Origin of the sequence: Micromonospora sp. 050-3, from assembly GCF_046549335.1 — a bacterium.
GTDB classification, from domain to species: Bacteria; Actinomycetota; Actinomycetes; order Mycobacteriales; family Micromonosporaceae; genus Micromonospora; species Micromonospora trifolii.
Genome location: NZ_JAJPVX010000003.1, coordinates 195,192 through 212,573, shown reverse-complemented (window position 1 = coordinate 212,573; position 17,382 = coordinate 195,192). Strand labels below are relative to the sequence as shown.

The window sequence follows — 17,382 nt, the reverse complement described above, 5'->3', positions numbered from 1 at the left end:
CCGCCGAGGTCGAGCGAGAGCGCGTACGCCGACGTCGGCGGCGGGCCGGGCCCGCCGCCGACGACCAATCAGATCTTGGCGACCTGGTTGAAGTTGAGCTCCACCGGAGTCTCGCGACCGAAGATCGACACCAGCACCTTGAGCTTCTGCTGGTCTGCGTTGATCTCGCTGATCGTGGCCGGCAGCGACGCGAACGCGCCGTCGGTGACGGTGACGGAGTCGCCCACCTCGAAGTCGAGGACCTTGATCTCCGGCTTCGACTTCTTCTGCTCGGTCTCGACGGCCGGCGCCAGCCACTTCAGCACCTCGTCGAGCGAGAGCGGAGCGGGCCGGTCGGCCCGGTCGGTCGCGCCGACGAAGCCGGTCACACCCGGGGTGTTCCGGACACAGGAGTACGACTCGGCGGTCAGCTCCATCCGAACCAGGATGTAGCCCGGGAAGACCTTGGCCTGGATCTGCGAACGCTTACCGTTCTTGACCTCGACCTCTTCCCGGGTCGGCACCTCGACCTGGTAGATGAAGTCCTCCATGTCGAGGCTCGTGATCCGGGTCTCGAGGTTGGTCTTGACCTTGTTCTCGTAGCCGGCGTAAGAGTGCACCACGTACCAGTCGCCCGGGGCGTAGCGCAGCTTCTGCCTCAGCTCCGCGACAGGGTCGTAGTCCTCGTCCGGTGCGGGCTCGGTCGTTGGGAACTCCGGCTCGCTGGCGGCCTCAACCGACTCGTCACCAGCCGCCGTCGCGACCGTGGACTGCTCGTCCACCGGTCCGGCGGTCTCGTCGTACTCAGGCACGCTCGCTCACTTCCGTCACTATGGCTGGAGGCAGCCGGTCAGTCCGAGTTGCCAAAGACAAACAACACGACCTTGGCGAAGCCGAAGTCCAGCACACCCACGATCGTCAGCATCACCGCGACGAACGCCACCACCACGGCGGTGTAGGTCAGCAACTCCTTGCGGGTCGGCCAGATGACCTTACGCAGTTCGGCTACGACCTCGCGGAAGAACCGGGCGATGCGGCCGAAGACGCCCACCCGACCCGTTTCCGACCGCGTGGTCGGTCGGCTGTCCGCCGACTCCGCCCGGGCGCGGGACCGCGTGGCGGTGCCTCCCCGGGAAACCGGCTCGTCCGCGCCGGAGGCGTCGTCGTCGGCCACGTCGTCGACGATCTCGTCGTCGAGACGATCGTCGCCGTCGTCGTCGCGCCGCTTGTTGTCGGCCACTTCGCCCTCCGTCGCGGAATCTGGGGTCGCACGCCGAGCGGCGTACGCGGCGCTGGTCACGCCGGCCGGACCCAACCGTCCCGCGACGGGCCGCGGCCAGTGGATCACCCGGAGGGCCCGACTGCCTCGGACCACCCCGCCGATTCCACCACCACGGGCCGGACGCCGCCAAGCTGGCGGCGCGACCCACGGGAACGGTCAGGCCTGAGGCGCAGGGGTGACAGGACTTGAACCTGCAGCCTGCGGTTTTGGAGACCGCTGCTCTGCCAATTGAGCTACACCCCTATGTGGCAACACTCGCCCCACGCGGCCACAGACGACCGAGCAGGGGTCACTTGCCCCACGGCGGACCAGTGTACGGGTAGCCGCCCGACTTTCCCAACCGGTCTCTCCGCCACGCGTGGCGGGCTCGGTTCAGCGCGCCGTCCGGATGGTTGCCCGCGCCTGGGACAGCACCTTCTCACCCAGGCAGGTGGCGGTCACCTCGAGTCGGGTGAGGCCGTCCTCGGTCACCTCACGGACCCGCGCGGTGACCTCGATCTCGGTCCCCTGGTCGTCGTCGGGGACCACCACCGGCCGGGTGAAACGCACGCCGTACTCGACCACCGCGTCCGGCGAGCCGGCCCACTCGGTGACCGCGCGGCCGACCAACGCCATGGTGAACATGCCGTGGGCGATCACCCCGGGCAGGCCCACCTTTGTGGCCACCCGGTCGCTCCAGTGGATCGGGTTGAAGTCGCCCGAGGCGCCGGCGTAGCGGACCAGGTCCGCACGAGTCACCTGAAACGTCTGTGCTGGCAACTCCATCTCAGGCCTCCCCGCGAATGACATACCTGGCCCAGACCGCGACAACGGGTTCCCCGCCGACGGTGCTCACGTCGGTGCGCGTGGTCAGGAAGCCGTGCCCACCCCTGGTGCTGACGTCCTCGATGGTGTTGGTGCAGACCAGCTCGTCGCCGGCGACCACCGGCCGGGTGTACGCGAACCGCTGGTCACCGTGCACCAGGCGGCTGTAGTCGACACCCAGGGCCGGGTCCTCGATGATCTGGCTGCTAGCGGCCATCGTCACGATCACCGGAAAGGTCGGCGGGGCCACCACGTCGGGGTGGCCCAGCGCCCGCGCGGCCTCCGGGTCGTGGTGGGCCGGGTCGGTGGCGCCGATCGCGCTGGCGAACTCGCGGATCTTTTCTCGGCCCACCTGATAGGGGGCGGTCGGCGGATACGTCCGGCCGACAAAGGAAGGGTCCAGAGGCATGCCGCGAACCTACACGGAAAGCCCAATCGCCGACCTGATCGGCAGGCGGCGGCGGAGCCGCGCCAAACCGGTCAGATCGGCGATTGGAAAGCTTCGACAGCGGCCGGCTGAGGCCGGCCAGCGGTCAGCGGGTCTCGCGGTGGACCGTGTGCCGACCGTCGCGCGGGCAGAACTTCTTCAGCTCGATGCGGTCGGGGTCGTTGCGCCGGTTCTTGCGCGTGATGTAGTTGCGCTCCTTGCACTCCACACACGCCAAAGTGATCTTCGGCCGGACATCGGTAGCCTTCGCCACGGCGGAGTGCCTTCCTCGCTAACGGAAACAACTACGACGCGCCAGCCTAGACGCTGACAGCGCGGACATGCAAAGTGGGCGCCAGAAGCGCCCATTTTCTTACGACCACCGGCAACGAGCCCGGAAGACGAGAGTAGCGGTGGCCGGACTTGAACCGGCGACACAGCGATTATGAGCCGCTTGCTCTACCATCTGAGCTACACCGCTGCGATGGGTCCAGCTGAACCCTCGAGCCCCCTTACGGAATCGAACCGTAGACCTTCTCCTTACCATGGAGACGCTCTGCCGACTGAGCTAAGGGGGCCTGCGCGATCTCCCCGTAGGGCGCGCAGGAGTAAGAGTACACGGCCCGGCTCGACAGGTGAAATCGGATCCCCGGTGATCGTCCGCGCCCTGCTCAGGGCACGACACGAAGGCGCGGCAGCTCCCCGCTGGAGATCGTCTCCGGGTCCACCTGGGCACCGAACCAGGCGGCCAACCGCTCGTACGGCAGCGGCCGGCTGAATAGGAAGCCCTGCCCGATCTCGCAGCCGATGTCCTGGAGAAGCTCGAGGGTCAGCTCGCTCTCCACACCCTCGGCCACCACTGCCAACCCGAACTGCTGGGAGAGGGTCACCACCGCGTTGACGATCGCCAGGTCCCCCGGGTCGGTCGCCATGCCCTGCACGAAGGAACGGTCCACCTTCACCTCGTGCACCGGCAGCCGGCGCAGGTGCGCCAGGGAGGAGTCGCCGGTGCCGAAGTCGTCCACCGACAGCCGTACGCCGAGATCCCGCAGTCGTTGCAGGGTGGGGATGGGCCGGTCCGTGCCGTCCAGCACACCCGACTCGGTGATCTCCAGGGTGAGGCGCTGCGCCGGCACCCCGTACTCGGTCAGCAGCTCCTGCACCCGATCCGGGAAGTGTTGGTCGGTGAGCGTCCGGGCGGCCAGGTTCACCGCGATGGGCAACGGCTGGTTGGCCTCGGCCCAGTCCCGGCTGCGGCGCAGCCCCTCCCGGAGCACCACCTCGGTGAGCCGACTCAACTGGCCGGTGTGCTCGGCCACCGCCACGAAGTCCTCGGGTGCAACGGTGCCGTGCGTCGGATGCTCCCAGCGGGCCAGGCACTCGACGCCGACCAGGCGGCGGTCCCGCAATGTCACCTTGGGCTGGAAGTAGACCTCCAGCTCGCCCTGGTCCAGCGCCTGGTGCAGGTCGCCGGCCAGACCCAGCCGGCGCAGCGACCGAGATTCCAGGCCCGGGTTGAACAACTGAACGCTGCCCGGCACCGACTTGGCCGCCGTGGTGGCCAGGTCGACCCGCAGCAGCAAGGTGGCCGCATCGCTGCCATGATCCGGATGTACGGCCACCCCGACGGCGGTGTTCACGTCGAGGGTGAGCGCGTCGAAGACCATCTCGTCGCGGATCTGGTCGCGCAGTTGGGCGGCCAACTCAAGCGCGGCCTCGGCGCTCTCCAACCGCAGCGTCACCAGGAACTCGTCCCCGCCGGCACGACCAACCAGAGCCGACGACGGTGCGCTGGCCCGCAACCGTTTGGCGACCTCGGTGAGGACCTTGTCCCCGGCCGCGTGACCGAGAGATTCGTTGACCTGGCGCAGCCCGTCGACGTCGAAGAGCAGCAAGGCCACCACCTCGCCGTCGGTACGGAACTTGACCGACTCCTCCAGCGCACCAGTGATCCGCCGCCGGTTGGGCAGCTTGGTCAGGGCATCGTGGTACGCGTCGTGTCGCAGCCGATCGACCAGCCGCGAATTTTCCAGGGCCACCGCGGCGTGCGCGGCCACCGTCTCCAGGACCGCGATGTCGGCGGGCGTGAAATGGTTGCCGTCGCCGAGACGGTTGGCCACCTCAAGGGTGCCGATGACCACCTGACCGGACCGCAGCGGCACCACAACCGCGTCCTTGATCCGCCGTTCGGCCAGGTCGGCGCGGAACTCTGCATCGGTGGTCACGCCACGGCCCACGGCAACGGTGCGCCGGGTGTCGCGGGCCCGCTCCCGGATCGTCGGCGGGGTGAGCGCCAGGTCGAGCAGACCGCGATCGTCCACTCGGGCGGTCAACAACGTCTCCGGGTGCCACCCCTGAGCCGGGAGCCACAGCGTCGCGTACTCCACCTGCATCAGCGCGCGGACCCGGCCGAGCAGCGCGTCCGCGAGCGTGCCGCTGTGCCCGCTCTCCACCACCGCGCGGGTCAGGTCGTACAGGTCGGTGAGGGTGCGGTGCTGACGGAAGAACTGGGCGTAGGCCCGGTAGACCAGGGCAAGGCCGGCGCCGAGGGCAGCGAGCAGGAGCAGCGACCACCACGTGTTCTCGACCAGGATCAGAACGATCAGGCCAACCGACACGTTGATCGCCGCGGTGAGCACCGCCGGAGTGGCGGTACGCAACGTCCCACGCCCGGTCTGCCAACCGTGAAGCAGCGTGTGTACTGCTGCCACGCTGGCGTAACTGACCAGGATCACCATGCTCACGCCGGCGAAGATGCTGCCCCAGGTGCTTGGCCCCACTCCCTCGATGGGCGGGAGCGCCTGGAGGAGCAGGACGGCCAACGAAGTCCCGGCCGCGGCCCGCGCCACGTTGAACCACACCTTGGGCGCCGAAAGCCGCTGCCGGGTGTGCGTGATGAGCGAACTCAGGGTGTAGATGACCACTACCGTCAGCGGCGGCAGGAAGTAGAGCGCGAGAACCATCGGCAGCTCGGTGAGCGTGACACCGATCGTCTGCCGCCGAACGACCAGGCTGAGCATTGGCAACCCGGCCGCGATCATCAGGACGAGAAGAAGGGCTGCCTCCGGCCAGTCACCGATTGGCTCCTTGGCGACCAACCCTGTGATGGTGGCGCAGGTGACCGCGATCAGAGCGAGAGGCGCGGTGATGATCCACGCATCCTCGGACGACCTGCGCCGGGCTTGACCGCGACCGATCATGCCGCTCCTTCGGATTGACGCCGAGCGGCCACGGCACCGCCGCGGAGCATTCCGTCAGTGACGCACGGCATCCCAGACAGCCAACTCGGATGACCGACCCAAAGCGCCCAGCTCACTGCCAGACGATGTCGCCAGTCTTCGGGGCCTGCCAGACGATGTCGCCGTCCTGCGCAGTCTGCCAGACGATGTCGCCAGCCTGCACGCGCTGCCAGACGATGTCGCCAGCCTGCGAGCTGTCCCCTGCACTGCTGAAGAGATTGACACCGCCGATGCCGCTCACGAGTGCGGCGACGAGTAGAAGTGAGCCAAGCAGCCGGCCCAACCTACGACCAGACATGATTGCTCCTGTCGGAAAGTGTCGTGGGGATAGTGGAGGTTCCACGATCGTGCCACAGCACGGACAGCCAGAGAAGTGATGGGGCCCCGACTGGCCCCACCGTCTGTAACTTCTCGCCGTTCGGCCCACCGCCCTCGTCACACGGGGCCAGATCACGAGCCTGCGAAGCAGATCACCGCTTCACACAGCGTTGATTACGACCTTCAACACAATTCGGCGCAGCCACATCGGAGCTATCAAATCTGACGTGTCGGTCACTGTGCGTGACGCCTCCAAGAGGTGCGCCCATGCCTGCGCTCTGCGCCAGCCATCGACCACCATACCGGGTCTTCGCGAACGCGCCAGTACCTCGACGGGTCCTTATCCCCTGCGCGAGATCGGCTCGACGAGCGTCGCTCCTCGCTGAGGGGCGACCCTGGGCGTGCGGTCGCTGCCCGGACCGATATCCCGGCGCGAGCACAGAAATTCGGCAGCGGCCGGAGTGCGGCAGGCACCTCACCGGAGAAGAGTTCCGGCTCCTCCCAGGCGGCAAACCGGGACCGAGACCGGCGGCGGGGTCCGACGGGCCGCCTGGGCCGCGACCTGGAGCCGTCCAAACTCCGAGTACCACCGGGCGGACGAGGTGCCGGTGCAGCGTGAGGTTGTCGACGATGGACTCGGGAGTGAGGCCGGCCACCCGCTGCCCCGCGTCCCTCCCCTCCCGGCGTACACGATGGCCGGTCGCTCTGTCTCAGCACCTCCCCGGGACCTGGACGGCGGGACGGCCAGGCTGTCGGCCACGTGACGGCACGCTCGCGGAGCGACAGGACGCACCTACGCCGAGCGCACGATTCGCCCGGCGACGCTCCGAAGGGAGCCGTCCCATGCCAACCCTCCTCTGCACCGCCCTCCTCGCAGCCGCCTTGACGTTCGCACCAACCGCCAACACGGCGCCGCGCCGGCGCCCCGGCCGACTATCGCGTGATGGACCTCGGCACCCTCGGCGGCAGCTTCACCGAACTGCGGGCCATCAACAACCACGGCGAGATCCCGGCCAACTCCGCGGCCAGCGACGGAAGCGCCCGCCCAGCGCTGTGGCGGCGCGGCGTCCTGCACGACGTCAGCCTCGCCGGAGTCAGCATGTAGGGCGAGGTTGTCGACCTCGATGACCGCGGCCGCATCGCCGCGTCGATCCGCACGGATGCCGGTGACAGAGCGGCATCTACCACCCGCGCTGGCCGGGCCGGATTTGGGCGGTGGCGGGTCGCCGTGGCCCATGCGGTTGATCGTGGCCAGAGCTGGCGCGGACACGGTCCGCCGCCGATCCGGATCGGATTGGTCCCGGCGACTCAGCCGGAGCTTGCTAGATCAACGACAACGGCCCCTGATCAGCATCTCTGCTGGTCAGGGGCCGTGTCTGCACCTGGTGGCGGGTAGAGGATTCGAACCTCTGAAGCTTTCGCGACGGATTTACAGTCCGCTCCCATTGGCCGCTCGGGCAACCCGCCAGGGCACCCCACCGCGTCGCAACGCGGCGGCGGAAGCAAGAATAGCGGCTACCCCCGGTACCGATGCAACCGGGTACGGTCAGGGGGTCGTGCCGCTGGTCGGCGGCCGACGGCAGGCCCAGACCGCCGGACAGCAGGAGCAGAAACATGGCAGCGAACCCGTCGTTCGACATCGTGAGCAAGGTTGACCGCCAGGAGGTCGACAACGCCCTTCGGCAGGCGGAGAAGGAGCTTGCGACGCGGTTCGACTTCCGCGGCACCGGCGCTGAGATCTCCTGGTCCGGCGAGGAGGCGATCGGTCTCCAGGCGGAGACCGAGGAGCGCGTCCGCGCCGCACTGGACGTGTTCAAGGAGAAGCTCGTCAAGCGGAACATCTCGCTGAAGTCGCTGGATGCTGGGGAGCCGCGCCCGTCGGGCAAGATCTTCAAGATCGACTGCAAGGTGATCCAGGGCATCGAGACGGACAAGGCCAAGGCCATCAGCAAGAAGATCCGCGATGAGGGTCCCAAGGGCGTGCAGGCGCAGATCCAGGGTGACCAGCTGCGCGTCACCGGCAAGAAGCGCGACGACCTTCAGGCCGTCATCTCCCTGCTTAAGGGCGAGGACTTCGGCGTCGCCCTCCAGTTCAACAACTACCGCTGAGGGTGACCCACCCCGGCCCCACCAGCGGTCGGGTCCCGGCTTAGATCGACTCGGGTTCCTGAAAGTCGGGGCGTCCGGGCGATTGGGACACCGCGACTTTCAGGAACCCGAGTCGATCAAGGCGCAAGGCCGCACGCGGCGCGGGCCAGCCAGCGCACAGGCCGAGACGCAAGGCCGCACGCGGCGCGGGCCAGCCAGCGCACAGGCCGAGACGCAAGGCCGCCCGCGGCGCCGGGCCAGCCAGCGCACAGGCCGAGGCGCAGGGCGCGGTCAGACGGTGACGGGGTGTTCGGTGCGTACCGCAGTGGTTTCCGCTCGGGCGATGGGCCCGCCGGGCAGCGCGGCGACCGCGGCCCCGACGGCGACCGCCGCCCCGGCGAACAGGAACGCCCAGCGGACCCCGCCGGCGTGATCCACGATCACGCCGGCCACCGAGCCGCCGGCGGCGCTCGCCGCCACCGCGACGGTGACCACCCAGGTGTACGCCTCGTTCAACATGCCGGTCGGGGCGATCCGGCCGACAAGTGTGTTCTCCAGAGTCAGCGCGGGCGCGATGGTGGCCCCACCGGCGACCAGCGCGACACCCAGCGCGAGTGGGGTGGGCATCACCGCGAACACGGCGAAGGTGGCGGCCAGCGCGCCGAGCAGCAGGGCGAACTGCCGGGTCATGTTCGGTGCCGGCTTGCGGACGCCGAACCACAGCCCACCGATGGCGCTGCCGATCCCCCAGACCGCGAGCAGCACACCGGCGAGGCTCTCCGGGTCGTCGGTGGTGTGGTCGCTCGCAAACGCCGGAACGATCACCCCGGCGGCTCCGAATGCGATGCCCAGGCCGGCCACGCAGATCAGCAGGGCCGGGAAGCCGGGGACCCGCAGTGGGCCGAGCCCGCGGGCGTGGTGTTCCTGCGGGTGCGGACGCCAGCCGCGCATGACCCGGCCGAGGGCCACGGCGGTCGTGCCGACCAGGGTGACCACTGCCGCACCGATCAGCGCGGCCGCCGCGTCGGCGACGAGGACGAAGCCGGCGACGAGCAGCGGGCCGAGGACGAAGACGATTTCGAACAGCGTGGTCTCGGCGGCCAGTGCGGTGTTGCGCAGGTGGTACCGGCCGGAGTTGGGGCCGGTCAGGTCGTTCCAGGCGCCTCGAATGGCGGCGGTGAGCGGCGGGTAGGTGGCACCGGCCACGCCTGCGGCGAGGTAGATGACGGGGAGAGCGTCGTCGCCGGAGCGGCTGGCCAGCAGCAACCCGATGAGCGCCAGCGGGTGGGCCACGGCGGTGAGCAGCAGGACAGGGCTGGGGCCGACCCGGTCGGCGATCCGTCCGGCAACCGGGCTGAGCGCGGCACCGGCGAGGGCGTAGATGCCGCCGGCGATGGCGGCCAGCGAGTAGCGCCCGGTCACCTGCTCGACCACCAGAAGCAGCGCCAGTGGGGTCATGCCGATTCCGAGTCGCCCGATGATGCCGGTGATCAGCAGCATGGGCGCGCCGGGGATCCGCCAGACACCCAGGTACTGACGCAGCGCGGTCACCGTGAACCTCCCGAGGATGTAATGAGCGTGAGCCGTTATGACCCTAACGCTGCCGCCTGACCGGAAGACAGCGGAATAGGTCCGCGACACAGCGATCCGCCCGTACCCGGCGCGGCCGGGTACGGGCGGAGGCGGTGGATCAGCGGATCAGCGCTGGAACTGCACCGGCCCCGCGTTGCGGGCCATCTGCTCCAGCCGGGCGACGCGGTCCTCCATCTTGGGGTGGGTGGAGAAGAGCGCCGCCATGCCGCCACCCCGGAACGGGTTGGCGATCATGAGGTGGGCGGTGCTGGTGAGCTGGCCCTGGGCCGGCAACGGCCGACGCCGGGCCACCGCGTCGATCTTGCGGAGCGCGCTGGCCAGGGCCAGCGGGTCGCGGCTCAGCTCGGCGCCGGAGGCGTCCGCCTGGAACTCGCGGCTCCGGCTGATCGCCAGCTGGATCACTGTGGCCGCGATCGGGCCCAGGATCAGGGTGAGCAGCAGCACAGCCGGGTTGGGTCGGTCCTCGTCGTCCCCGCCGCCCAGCGGGATGAAGAAGGCGAGGTTCGCCAGCAGGGTGATGATGCTGGCCAGGCCGGCCGCCACGCTGGAGATCAGGATGTCCCGGTTGTAGACGTGCGACAGCTCGTGCCCGATCACGCCGCGCAGCTCACGGTAGTCGAGGATCTCGGTGATGCCCTGGGTCACGCAGACGGCCGCGTGCTGCGGGTTGCGACCGGTGGCGAACGCGTTGGGCTGCGCGGTGGGGCTGACGTAGAGCCGAGGCATCGGCTGCTGGGCATCGGTGGCCAACTCCCGGACCATCCGGTACAGCTCGGGGAACTGCGCCTCGGTGACCGGTTGCGCCCCCATCGAGCGCAGTGCGAGCTTGTCGGAGTAGAAGTAGGTGACGCCGTTCATGACCAGAGACACGACGACGGCGATGACCAGGCCGCCGCTGCCGCCGAACCAGTAGCCCACCGCCAGGATCAGGGCGCTGAGCAGACCGAGCAGCGCTGCGGTCTTCAGACGGTTGTGGTGCACGATGTCTCCTTCGGTGCACGGATCGCCGGGATCCGCTGACCGGTCCAACAACCCGGTACCCGCCAACCATCCGTCTCAACGCTGAGAGTTGACTGAGACCGGGGCCCAGGTGGGGTCAGCGGCCGGCCAGGTCGAGCACCAGCTGCGGGGCGACGCCGAGCACCACGGCGGCCACCGTCGCCACCGCCAGCACCACCGCCACCACACCCACCACGGGTACGCCCAACGCTCCGCCACCAGCGAGCGCCGCGGCCGGGCCGGGAGTCGTCGTCGGCGCCCAGAGCGCGGCGGTCACCCGCAGGTAGTAGGCGAGCCCGATCACGGCGTTCAGCGCCACCACCAGTGCCAGCCAGGCCGCGCCACCGTCGAGCAGCGCCCGGACCACTGTCACCTTCGCGAACAGGCCAGCCAGACCCGGCGGCAGACCAGCCAGACCCACCAGCGCGAGACCGAAAGCCGCAGCTCGCCACGGGTGCCGCCGGGCTGCCCCACGCAGGTCGTCCAACGTGCCGCCGTCCGCACCCGCCGGCCGCAGCGCTGTCACTCCGGCGAACGCCGCCAACTCCAACACCACGAAGAAGACGGCGTACGCCACGGCGGCCGCGTACGCGGCGGACCGTGCCTCGTCCGTGCGCCCGGCGGCCAGCGCCAACGCTCCCAGCGGGGCGAGGATGTACCCGGCCTGCGCGACTGACGACCAGGCGAGCAGCCGGACGGTCCGCCGCTGACGCAGGGCGACCAGGTTGCCGACGGTCATGGTGAGCACGGCGAGCAGGGCGAGCACCGGACCGGTCTGGTCCGCCGGCAGCGCCCGTTGCACCACGGCGAGCAGGGCGACCAGGCCGCCCAGCTTCGACGCGGTGGACAGGTACGCGGCCACCGGCAGCGGCGCGCCGTCGTAGGTGGCCGGCGCCCAGGCGTGGAACGGCACTGCCGCCACCTTGAAGGCCAGGCCGACCAGCAGCACCGCCACCGCGGCGGTGGTCAACGGCAGGTCCCGCAGCTCCGGCTGCTCGGCGAGCAACGCGCCGAGCCGGTCCAGGTGCAGCCCACCGGTCACCGCGTACAGCAGCGCCGCGCCGAGCAGTGTCAGCGTTGTCGCCACCACGCTGACCACGAAGAAGGTCACCGCCGCCTCGGCGCTCGCGAGACTCCCCCGGCGCAGGCCGACCAGCACGTACAGCGGCAGGGTCAGCGTCTCCAGGGCGACGATAAGCGTGATCAGGTCGCCGGCCGCGCCGAGCACCACGCCGCCGGTCATCGAGCAGGCCAGCAGAAAGGCGTACTCCCCGACCGGTGACCGCCCGGCCCGTAGCGCGGGCACCGACAGCCCGAGCACTCCGAGGGTGAGCAGCGCGACCACCACGCCGATCAGGGCCGCCCGACCGCCGAAGATCCAGGAGCAGTCGGCGCCCACGCAGAACGTCCGCCGCTCCGCACCCGCCCCGACCAGCGCGGAGCCGACGGCGGTGCCGAGCGCGCCGAGCGCGGCCACCGCGATGGTGGCCCGTGGTCGGGCCACGAGCAGGTCCGTGATGAGCACGAGCACGGCCGTGCCGGCGGCCAGGTAGGCCGGCAGCAGCGCGACGCTGTCCACGCTCTGCACGACGTTCATGGTTTGACCACCCCGATCAGGGCGTCGACGGGGGCCTCGGCGACGCCGAGGACCAGCGTCGGCGCCAACCCGATGGCCAACGCGAGCAGCACCAGCGGCACCCAGGCGGTCAACTCCGCACCGGCCAGGCCGGGGCCGACCGGACCGACGGCGGGGCTCGGCCGGTTGTGGGTGACCTGGCGCAGCAACCGCAGGAAGTACGCGGCGGTGAGCGCCCCACCGACCGCCGCCAGCACCCCGAGCGTGGTCCAGAGCGGACCGCCCACCTGCACGGCGGCGATCACCGCGAACGCCTCGCCCCAGAAGCCGGCCAGCCCGGGCAGGCCCAGCGACGCGATCGCCGCGAACGCGAGCAGACCCGCCAACCGGGGCGCTGTCTCCCGCAGCCCGGACAGTTCGGCGAGGGTGCCGGTGCCGGTACGGTCCTTCACCGCCCCGGCCAGGAAGAACAGCAGGCCAGTGATCACACCGTGCGCGACGTTGCCGATCAACGCCGCCTGGATGCCGGTGGCGGTCAGCGTGGCGACGCCCAGCAGCACGAAACCCATGTGCCCCACGCTGGAGTACGCGATGAGCCGCTTCACGTCCGACTGGGCCAGGCAGACCAGCGAACCGATCAGGATCGCGGCGACGGCGAGCACGCCGAGCACCGGCGCCGCCCAACGGGCGCCCTCCGGCGCCACCCCCACCGCGACCCGGATCAGGCCGTAGGTGCCCATCTTGAGCAGCACACCGGCCAACACCACACTGCCCACAGTGGGTGCCTGGGTGTGCGCGTCGGGCAGCCAGGAGTGCAAGGGCCACAGCGGGCTCTTCACAGCGAACGCCAACGCGAGCAGTGTGAACGCTGCCAACTGGGTGCCCCTGGACATCCCCGCGCCACCGGTCAGCGTCACCAGGTCGGCGGTGCCGGCGGCGGCGACCACGACGTACACGCCGACCAGCAGCAGCACCGAGCCGAACAGCGTGTAGAGCGCGAACTTCCGGGCCGCCCGACGCCGGTCCGCGCCACCCCAGCCGGCGATGATCGCGTACATCGGCAGCAGGACGACCTCGAAGAAGAGGAAGAACAACACCAGGTCCAGGGCGAGGAAGGTGCCCAGGATGCCCACCTCGACCACCAACAGCAGCGCGACGAGCGCACGGCCGCTGCCGCCGTCCGGCACCCGCCACATCGTGTACGCGCAGCAGAGCAACGTGAGCAGCGCGGTCAACACCACCAGCGGCCAGGAGATGCCGTCGACGCCGAGGTGGAAGCGCAACTCCAGACCGGGCACCCAGGGCAGGTCCAGTTGGTGCCACGGGCGCACCGCCGGCGCGTCCGCCGACCAGGCGACCCAGCCTCGACCGCCGAACACCAGCGGCACCGCGGCCAGCAGGGTCAACGCCGCCGCGACAGTGCCGATCAACCGGGCCGCCCGGTCCCGGGGCGTCGCCGCCACCGCTACCGCACCCAGCGCCGGCACCGCCAGAACAGCGACCAGCAACCCCTGACCGAGGCTCATCGGACTCCTCCAACCAGGGCGGCGGCCAGGCCGATCAGCAGCCCGCCGGCCAGGACGCCGGCGGCGGCCCGGGGCAGCGCCGCGCGGTGCAGCGCGGCCAGCCCCGCGCCCAGACCGGACGCGGCGCGTCCACTGCCCTCGACCGCGCCGTCCACCACCACCTCGTCACTCGTGCGCGCGGCGCGGGCCAGCGCGCGGACGGGGCGTACCACGAGTGTGTGCTGGACGTCGTCGAGCCGGAACGCGCTGGCGAAGACCGGCCGCAGCGGACCCAGCGCGGCGGCCGGATCGGCGGTCGGGTCGCGCCGCCAGCCCAGCGTCACCAGCGCGGCGCCGAGCAGCAGGAACGCGAGCGGCAGCAGCACCCCTGGCCCCAGGTGGACCAGGCCGTCCTCGGAGCCCGCCACCGGGACGGTGGGGAACCGCAGGCGGTCGGCGAACGCCCCGAGGAACCCGGCCAGACCGAGCAGCGCGGCGGGCACGGCCAGCAGCAGCACCGGCCAGCGCAGCACCGCCGGCGGGTCGTGCGGCCGGACCAGGGGCAGGCGCGGGGAGCCGAAGAAGGCGCGCAGCAGCAGGCGGCCTGCGTACCAGGCGGTGACCGCCACGCCGACCAGCCCGGCGACCCAGACGATCCAGCCCACCCAGGACGGGGCCGCGCCGGTGCCCTCCAGCGCTGCCGACTCGGCGACCGTCAGTACGCCGTCCTTGCTCCAGAAACCGGCCAACGGCGGCACCCCGGCCAGCGCGCCCAGGCCCACCACAGTGCACCAGAACGTCACCGGCATGCTGCGCCGCAGCCCGCCCATCTCCGACATCAGTGTGGTGCCGACGGCGTGGATCACCGCGCCGGCGGCGAGGAACAGCAGCGCCTTGAAGGCGGCATGGGTGAGCAGGTGGAACAGCGCGGCCGACGGTGAGCCGACCGCCAGCGCGCCGGTCATGTAACCCAGTTGGGACACCGTCGACCAGGCCAGCACGCGTTTGATGTCGTCCTGGGCGGTGGCGGCGAGCGCGCCGAGCAGCAGCGTGATCGCGCCGAGCACCCCCAGCACGGTCAGCGTTACCGGCGCGGCGGTGAAGAGCGGGTAGAGCCGAGCCACCGTGTACACCCCGGCGGCGACCATCGTCGCGGCGTGGATCAACGCGGAGATCGGAGTCGGGCCGGCCATCGCGTCCGGCAGCCAGGTGTGCAGCGGAAACTGCGCGCTCTTGCCGGCCACACCGGCGAGCAGCAGCAGGCCAGCGGCGGTCAACGTGGCGCCGGAGTGGTCGTGGGCGAGCACGTCGGCGATCCGGAAGCTGCCAGTCGACACACCCAGCAGTGCGATGCCGAGCAGGAAACCGACGTCACCGACCCGGGTCACCAGGAACGCCTTCATGGCGGCGGCGGGGGCGCCGGCCAGTCGGCGGTCGTGGGCGATCAGAAGGTACGAGCAGAGGCCCATCACCTCCCAGCCGACCAACAGCATGATCAGGTCACCGGCGACCACCACCAGCAGCATGGCACCGGTGAAGAGGCTGATCTGGGCGGCGTAGGGCGGGTAGCGGTGGTCCACGTCGACGTCGTCGTGGGGACCGCGCCGCAGGTAGCCGATCGAGTAGACCTGCACGGCCAGGGCGACAGCGGTGACGGCCACCGCTACCAGCGCGGCCGCGCCGTCCAGCCGTACGCCGAGGGTCACCGCCAGCCCGCCGAAGTCGACCCAGGTGGCCGACGTCTCCGTCGGCCCGTCGACAGTGAGCAGCAGCGCCACGGCCAGCGCCAGCGCGCCGGCCGCACCGAGGACGCCGAGCGTCACAGCTGCCGTCCGGGCCCGGTCGCCGCCGGTCGCGCCGTCCCGCCGAGGGGCCGGTGGCAGCAGCAGACCGATCAGCCCGGCAGCCAGCGGCACGGCGGGCAGCAGCGCCCCGAGCAACCCGATCACCGGCCCGCCTCCGCGTCCAGGACGGCCGGCTCGCGCCCACCGACGGGATCCGGCGACTCGGTCAACGGCACGTCATCCACGGCGACTGTCGCCCGCAGCCGGTAGAGCTGAAGGACGATCGCCAGCCCCACCCCGATCTCGGCGGCGGCGAGGACGATGACGAACAGCGCGAAGACCTGCCCCGAGTGCGGGAGCACGGCGCGGGCGGTGGTGTCCGCGGTGACCAGGATCAGGTTGACCGCGTTGAGCATCAACTCGACCGACATCAGCACCAGCACCGCGTTGCGGCGGCGCAGTACGCCGTACACGCCGAGGCCGAACAGCAGCGCGGCGGTGACGTACGGGATGACCGGCCTCACCGGCGCCCCCCGGGCTCGCTGTCGACCAGGTCGGCTGCCGTGCCGTCGCGTTGCGGGGCGGCTCGGCCGATGTCCGGCCGGGACAGCACGATCGCGCCCACCAGCGCGGAGAGCAGCAGCACCGAGAGCACCTCGAACGGCAGCACCCAGGATTGGAAGATCTGCTCACCCAGCCGCTCGGCCGTGCCGGCGTCAGGCAAGGTGACGGTGCTCCAGCGGTACGCGTCGACCAGCAGGGCGGTCAGCCCCAGCCCCGCGCCGCCACCGATCAGCGCGGCCGGCCACCCGGGCCGGTCCAAATCGTCGGAGGCACCGATCGGGGCCCGGGTCAGCATCACCGCGAACAGCAGCAGGACCACCACCGCGCCCACGTAGATCAGCACCTGCACCCAGGCCACCAGCTCGGCGCTGAGCACCAGGAAGTCACCTGCCAACGCGCCCAGGCACACCACCAGGTAAAGCCCGGCCCGGACCAGGTGTTTCGTGGTCACCACCAACACGCCGGCACCGACCGCCACCGCGCCGAGGGCGAGCAGCAGCACGTCCGCCCCGGTCACCGGGGCGCCCTTCCGGCTCGGGCGCTCACGACGCCGGGTCCTGGTCGGCGTCGGGGCGTACCGCTGCCGGAGCGGGACGTGCGGCGGCCGCCTTGCGCGCGGCGGAGGTTTCCTCCTTGGCCGGTTCGCCGTTCGGGTCGTGGGCGGGCGGCGGCGGGACGGTTGCCATCCACTGACCGAGGTGGTCCTTGTCGTGCAGCAGGTCCTTGATGTCGTACTCGGCGTACTCGAACTCCGGCGACCAGTAGAGCGCGTCGAACGGGCAGACCTCGATGCAGATGCCGCAGTACATGCAGAGCGAGAAGTCGATGTCGAACTTGTCGAGCACGTTGCGCTGGCGGGGGCGGGCGGCGCCGGGCACCACCACCTCCTCCTTGTGCGAGTCGATGTAGATGCACCAGTCCGGACATTCACGGGCGCAGAGCATGCAGACCGTGCAGTTCTCCTCGGACAGGGCGATCACGCCGCGCGAGCGCGGCGGCAGGTCAGGAGCCGTGTCCGGGTACTGCTGGGTGGTCGAACGGCTGGTCATCGTCTTGAGGGTGACCGCCAGCCCTTTCACCAGGCCCGCGCCGGGAAGGCCGCGTTCGCTGGTGTCGCCGCGCTCGCTGGGGTCGCTCATGTCGACCATCCTGCCCTGTGGCCACGGCGCGCGCGACCACCACCCACAGGTCGACGGCCCCAGGGCTTACCTGAGGAGCACGTCA

At 70.7% G+C, this 17,382-nt stretch carries 17 protein-coding genes and 4 tRNA genes; 2 read left to right on the top strand and 19 right to left on the bottom strand.

The window, feature by feature from the left end; all coding sequences use genetic code 11:
* Positions 1–68 precede the first annotated feature (68 nt).
* The 10 genes from nusG to ACLJOK_RS28950 all read right to left on the bottom strand — a co-directional run bounded on the left by nusG (position 69) and on the right by ACLJOK_RS28950 (position 5,972).
* Positions 69–791, bottom strand: a complete 723-nt coding sequence (gene nusG / locus ACLJOK_RS28995) for a transcription termination/antitermination protein NusG (RefSeq protein WP_238667527.1) — start codon at positions 789–791, stop codon at positions 69–71.
* A gap of 38 nt (positions 792–829) precedes the next feature.
* Positions 830–1,219: a preprotein translocase subunit SecE gene (gene secE / locus ACLJOK_RS28990; RefSeq protein ID WP_030329860.1), complete on the bottom strand. Its 390-nt coding sequence runs from the start codon at positions 1,217–1,219 to the stop codon at positions 830–832.
* A gap of 212 nt (positions 1,220–1,431) precedes the next feature.
* Positions 1,432–1,504: transfer RNA gene (locus ACLJOK_RS28985), tRNA-Trp, on the bottom strand.
* Between the two features lie 129 nt (positions 1,505–1,633).
* Positions 1,634–2,026 carry a MaoC family dehydratase gene (locus ACLJOK_RS28980; RefSeq protein WP_091402431.1) on the bottom strand — a complete coding sequence of 131 codons (393 nt, stop codon included), beginning with the start codon at positions 2,024–2,026 and terminating at the stop codon, positions 1,634–1,636.
* A gap of 1 nt (position 2,027) precedes the next feature.
* A complete protein-coding gene (locus tag ACLJOK_RS28975; RefSeq protein ID WP_091402433.1) occupies positions 2,028–2,474 on the bottom strand; it encodes a MaoC family dehydratase N-terminal domain-containing protein in 447 nt (148 codons plus the stop codon).
* Positions 2,475–2,598: 124 nt separating this feature from the next.
* Positions 2,599–2,766 carry a 50S ribosomal protein L33 gene (gene rpmG, locus ACLJOK_RS28970; RefSeq protein ID WP_007073056.1) on the bottom strand — a complete coding sequence of 56 codons (168 nt, stop codon included), beginning with the start codon at positions 2,764–2,766 and terminating at the stop codon, positions 2,599–2,601.
* Positions 2,767–2,900: 134 nt separating this feature from the next.
* Positions 2,901–2,973, bottom strand: a tRNA-Met gene (locus tag ACLJOK_RS28965).
* 24 nt (positions 2,974–2,997) lie between these two features.
* Positions 2,998–3,070 (bottom strand) — tRNA-Thr (locus ACLJOK_RS28960).
* 93 nt (positions 3,071–3,163) lie between these two features.
* Positions 3,164–5,692 carry a putative bifunctional diguanylate cyclase/phosphodiesterase gene (locus ACLJOK_RS28955; protein WP_410821759.1) on the bottom strand — a complete coding sequence of 843 codons (2,529 nt, stop codon included), beginning with the start codon at positions 5,690–5,692 and terminating at the stop codon, positions 3,164–3,166.
* A gap of 112 nt (positions 5,693–5,804) precedes the next feature.
* Positions 5,805–5,972 (bottom strand): hypothetical protein, encoded by a 168-nt coding sequence (locus ACLJOK_RS28950; protein ID WP_410821758.1) that lies wholly within the window; start codon positions 5,970–5,972, stop codon positions 5,805–5,807.
* 1,020 nt (positions 5,973–6,992) lie between these two features.
* Between ACLJOK_RS28950 and ACLJOK_RS28945 the strand changes: the two genes are divergently transcribed.
* Positions 6,993–7,154, top strand: a complete 162-nt coding sequence (locus ACLJOK_RS28945) for a hypothetical protein (protein WP_410821757.1) — start codon at positions 6,993–6,995, stop codon at positions 7,152–7,154.
* Positions 7,155–7,432: 278 nt separating this feature from the next.
* Here the strand turns inward: ACLJOK_RS28945 and ACLJOK_RS28940 are convergent.
* Positions 7,433–7,516: transfer RNA gene (locus ACLJOK_RS28940), tRNA-Tyr, on the bottom strand.
* Between the two features lie 147 nt (positions 7,517–7,663).
* Between ACLJOK_RS28940 and ACLJOK_RS28935 the strand changes: the two genes are divergently transcribed.
* Positions 7,664–8,158, top strand: coding sequence for a YajQ family cyclic di-GMP-binding protein (locus ACLJOK_RS28935; protein ID WP_124774541.1), 495 nt, complete (start codon positions 7,664–7,666; stop codon positions 8,156–8,158).
* Positions 8,159–8,428: 270 nt separating this feature from the next.
* Here the strand turns inward: ACLJOK_RS28935 and ACLJOK_RS28930 are convergent, their stop codons facing one another.
* The 8 genes from ACLJOK_RS28930 to ACLJOK_RS28895 all read right to left on the bottom strand — a co-directional run bounded on the left by ACLJOK_RS28930 (position 8,429) and on the right by ACLJOK_RS28895 (position 17,306).
* Entirely contained in the window at positions 8,429–9,688 is a 1,260-nt protein-coding gene (locus ACLJOK_RS28930; RefSeq protein WP_410821756.1) for an MFS transporter, read from the bottom strand.
* A gap of 147 nt (positions 9,689–9,835) precedes the next feature.
* On the bottom strand, positions 9,836–10,711 hold the full coding sequence (htpX, locus tag ACLJOK_RS28925) for a zinc metalloprotease HtpX (RefSeq protein WP_410821755.1): 876 nt from the start codon (positions 10,709–10,711) through the stop codon (positions 9,836–9,838).
* A gap of 115 nt (positions 10,712–10,826) precedes the next feature.
* Positions 10,827–12,326 carry an NADH-quinone oxidoreductase subunit N gene (locus tag ACLJOK_RS28920; RefSeq protein ID WP_410821754.1) on the bottom strand — a complete coding sequence of 500 codons (1,500 nt, stop codon included), beginning with the start codon at positions 12,324–12,326 and terminating at the stop codon, positions 10,827–10,829.
* Complete coding sequence (locus tag ACLJOK_RS28915) at positions 12,323–13,831, bottom strand: complex I subunit 4 family protein (RefSeq protein WP_410821753.1); 1,509 nt, start codon at positions 13,829–13,831, stop codon at positions 12,323–12,325. The genes ACLJOK_RS28920 and ACLJOK_RS28915 overlap by 4 nt, the downstream gene beginning before the upstream one ends.
* Positions 13,828–15,759 carry an NADH-quinone oxidoreductase subunit L gene (locus ACLJOK_RS28910; protein ID WP_410821752.1) on the bottom strand — a complete coding sequence of 644 codons (1,932 nt, stop codon included), beginning with the start codon at positions 15,757–15,759 and terminating at the stop codon, positions 13,828–13,830. Before ACLJOK_RS28910 ends, ACLJOK_RS28915 begins: the two co-directional genes overlap by 4 nt.
* Positions 15,756–16,118, bottom strand: a complete 363-nt coding sequence (nuoK, locus tag ACLJOK_RS28905) for an NADH-quinone oxidoreductase subunit NuoK (protein WP_410821751.1) — start codon at positions 16,116–16,118, stop codon at positions 15,756–15,758. The genes ACLJOK_RS28910 and nuoK overlap by 4 nt, the downstream gene beginning before the upstream one ends.
* Positions 16,115–16,675 carry an NADH-quinone oxidoreductase subunit J gene (locus tag ACLJOK_RS28900; RefSeq protein WP_354946510.1) on the bottom strand — a complete coding sequence of 187 codons (561 nt, stop codon included), beginning with the start codon at positions 16,673–16,675 and terminating at the stop codon, positions 16,115–16,117. The genes nuoK and ACLJOK_RS28900 overlap by 4 nt, the downstream gene beginning before the upstream one ends.
* A 25-nt stretch (positions 16,676–16,700) precedes the next feature.
* Complete coding sequence (locus ACLJOK_RS28895; RefSeq protein ID WP_238679536.1) at positions 16,701–17,306, bottom strand: NuoI/complex I 23 kDa subunit family protein; 606 nt, start codon at positions 17,304–17,306, stop codon at positions 16,701–16,703.
* Positions 17,307–17,382 lie beyond the last annotated feature (76 nt).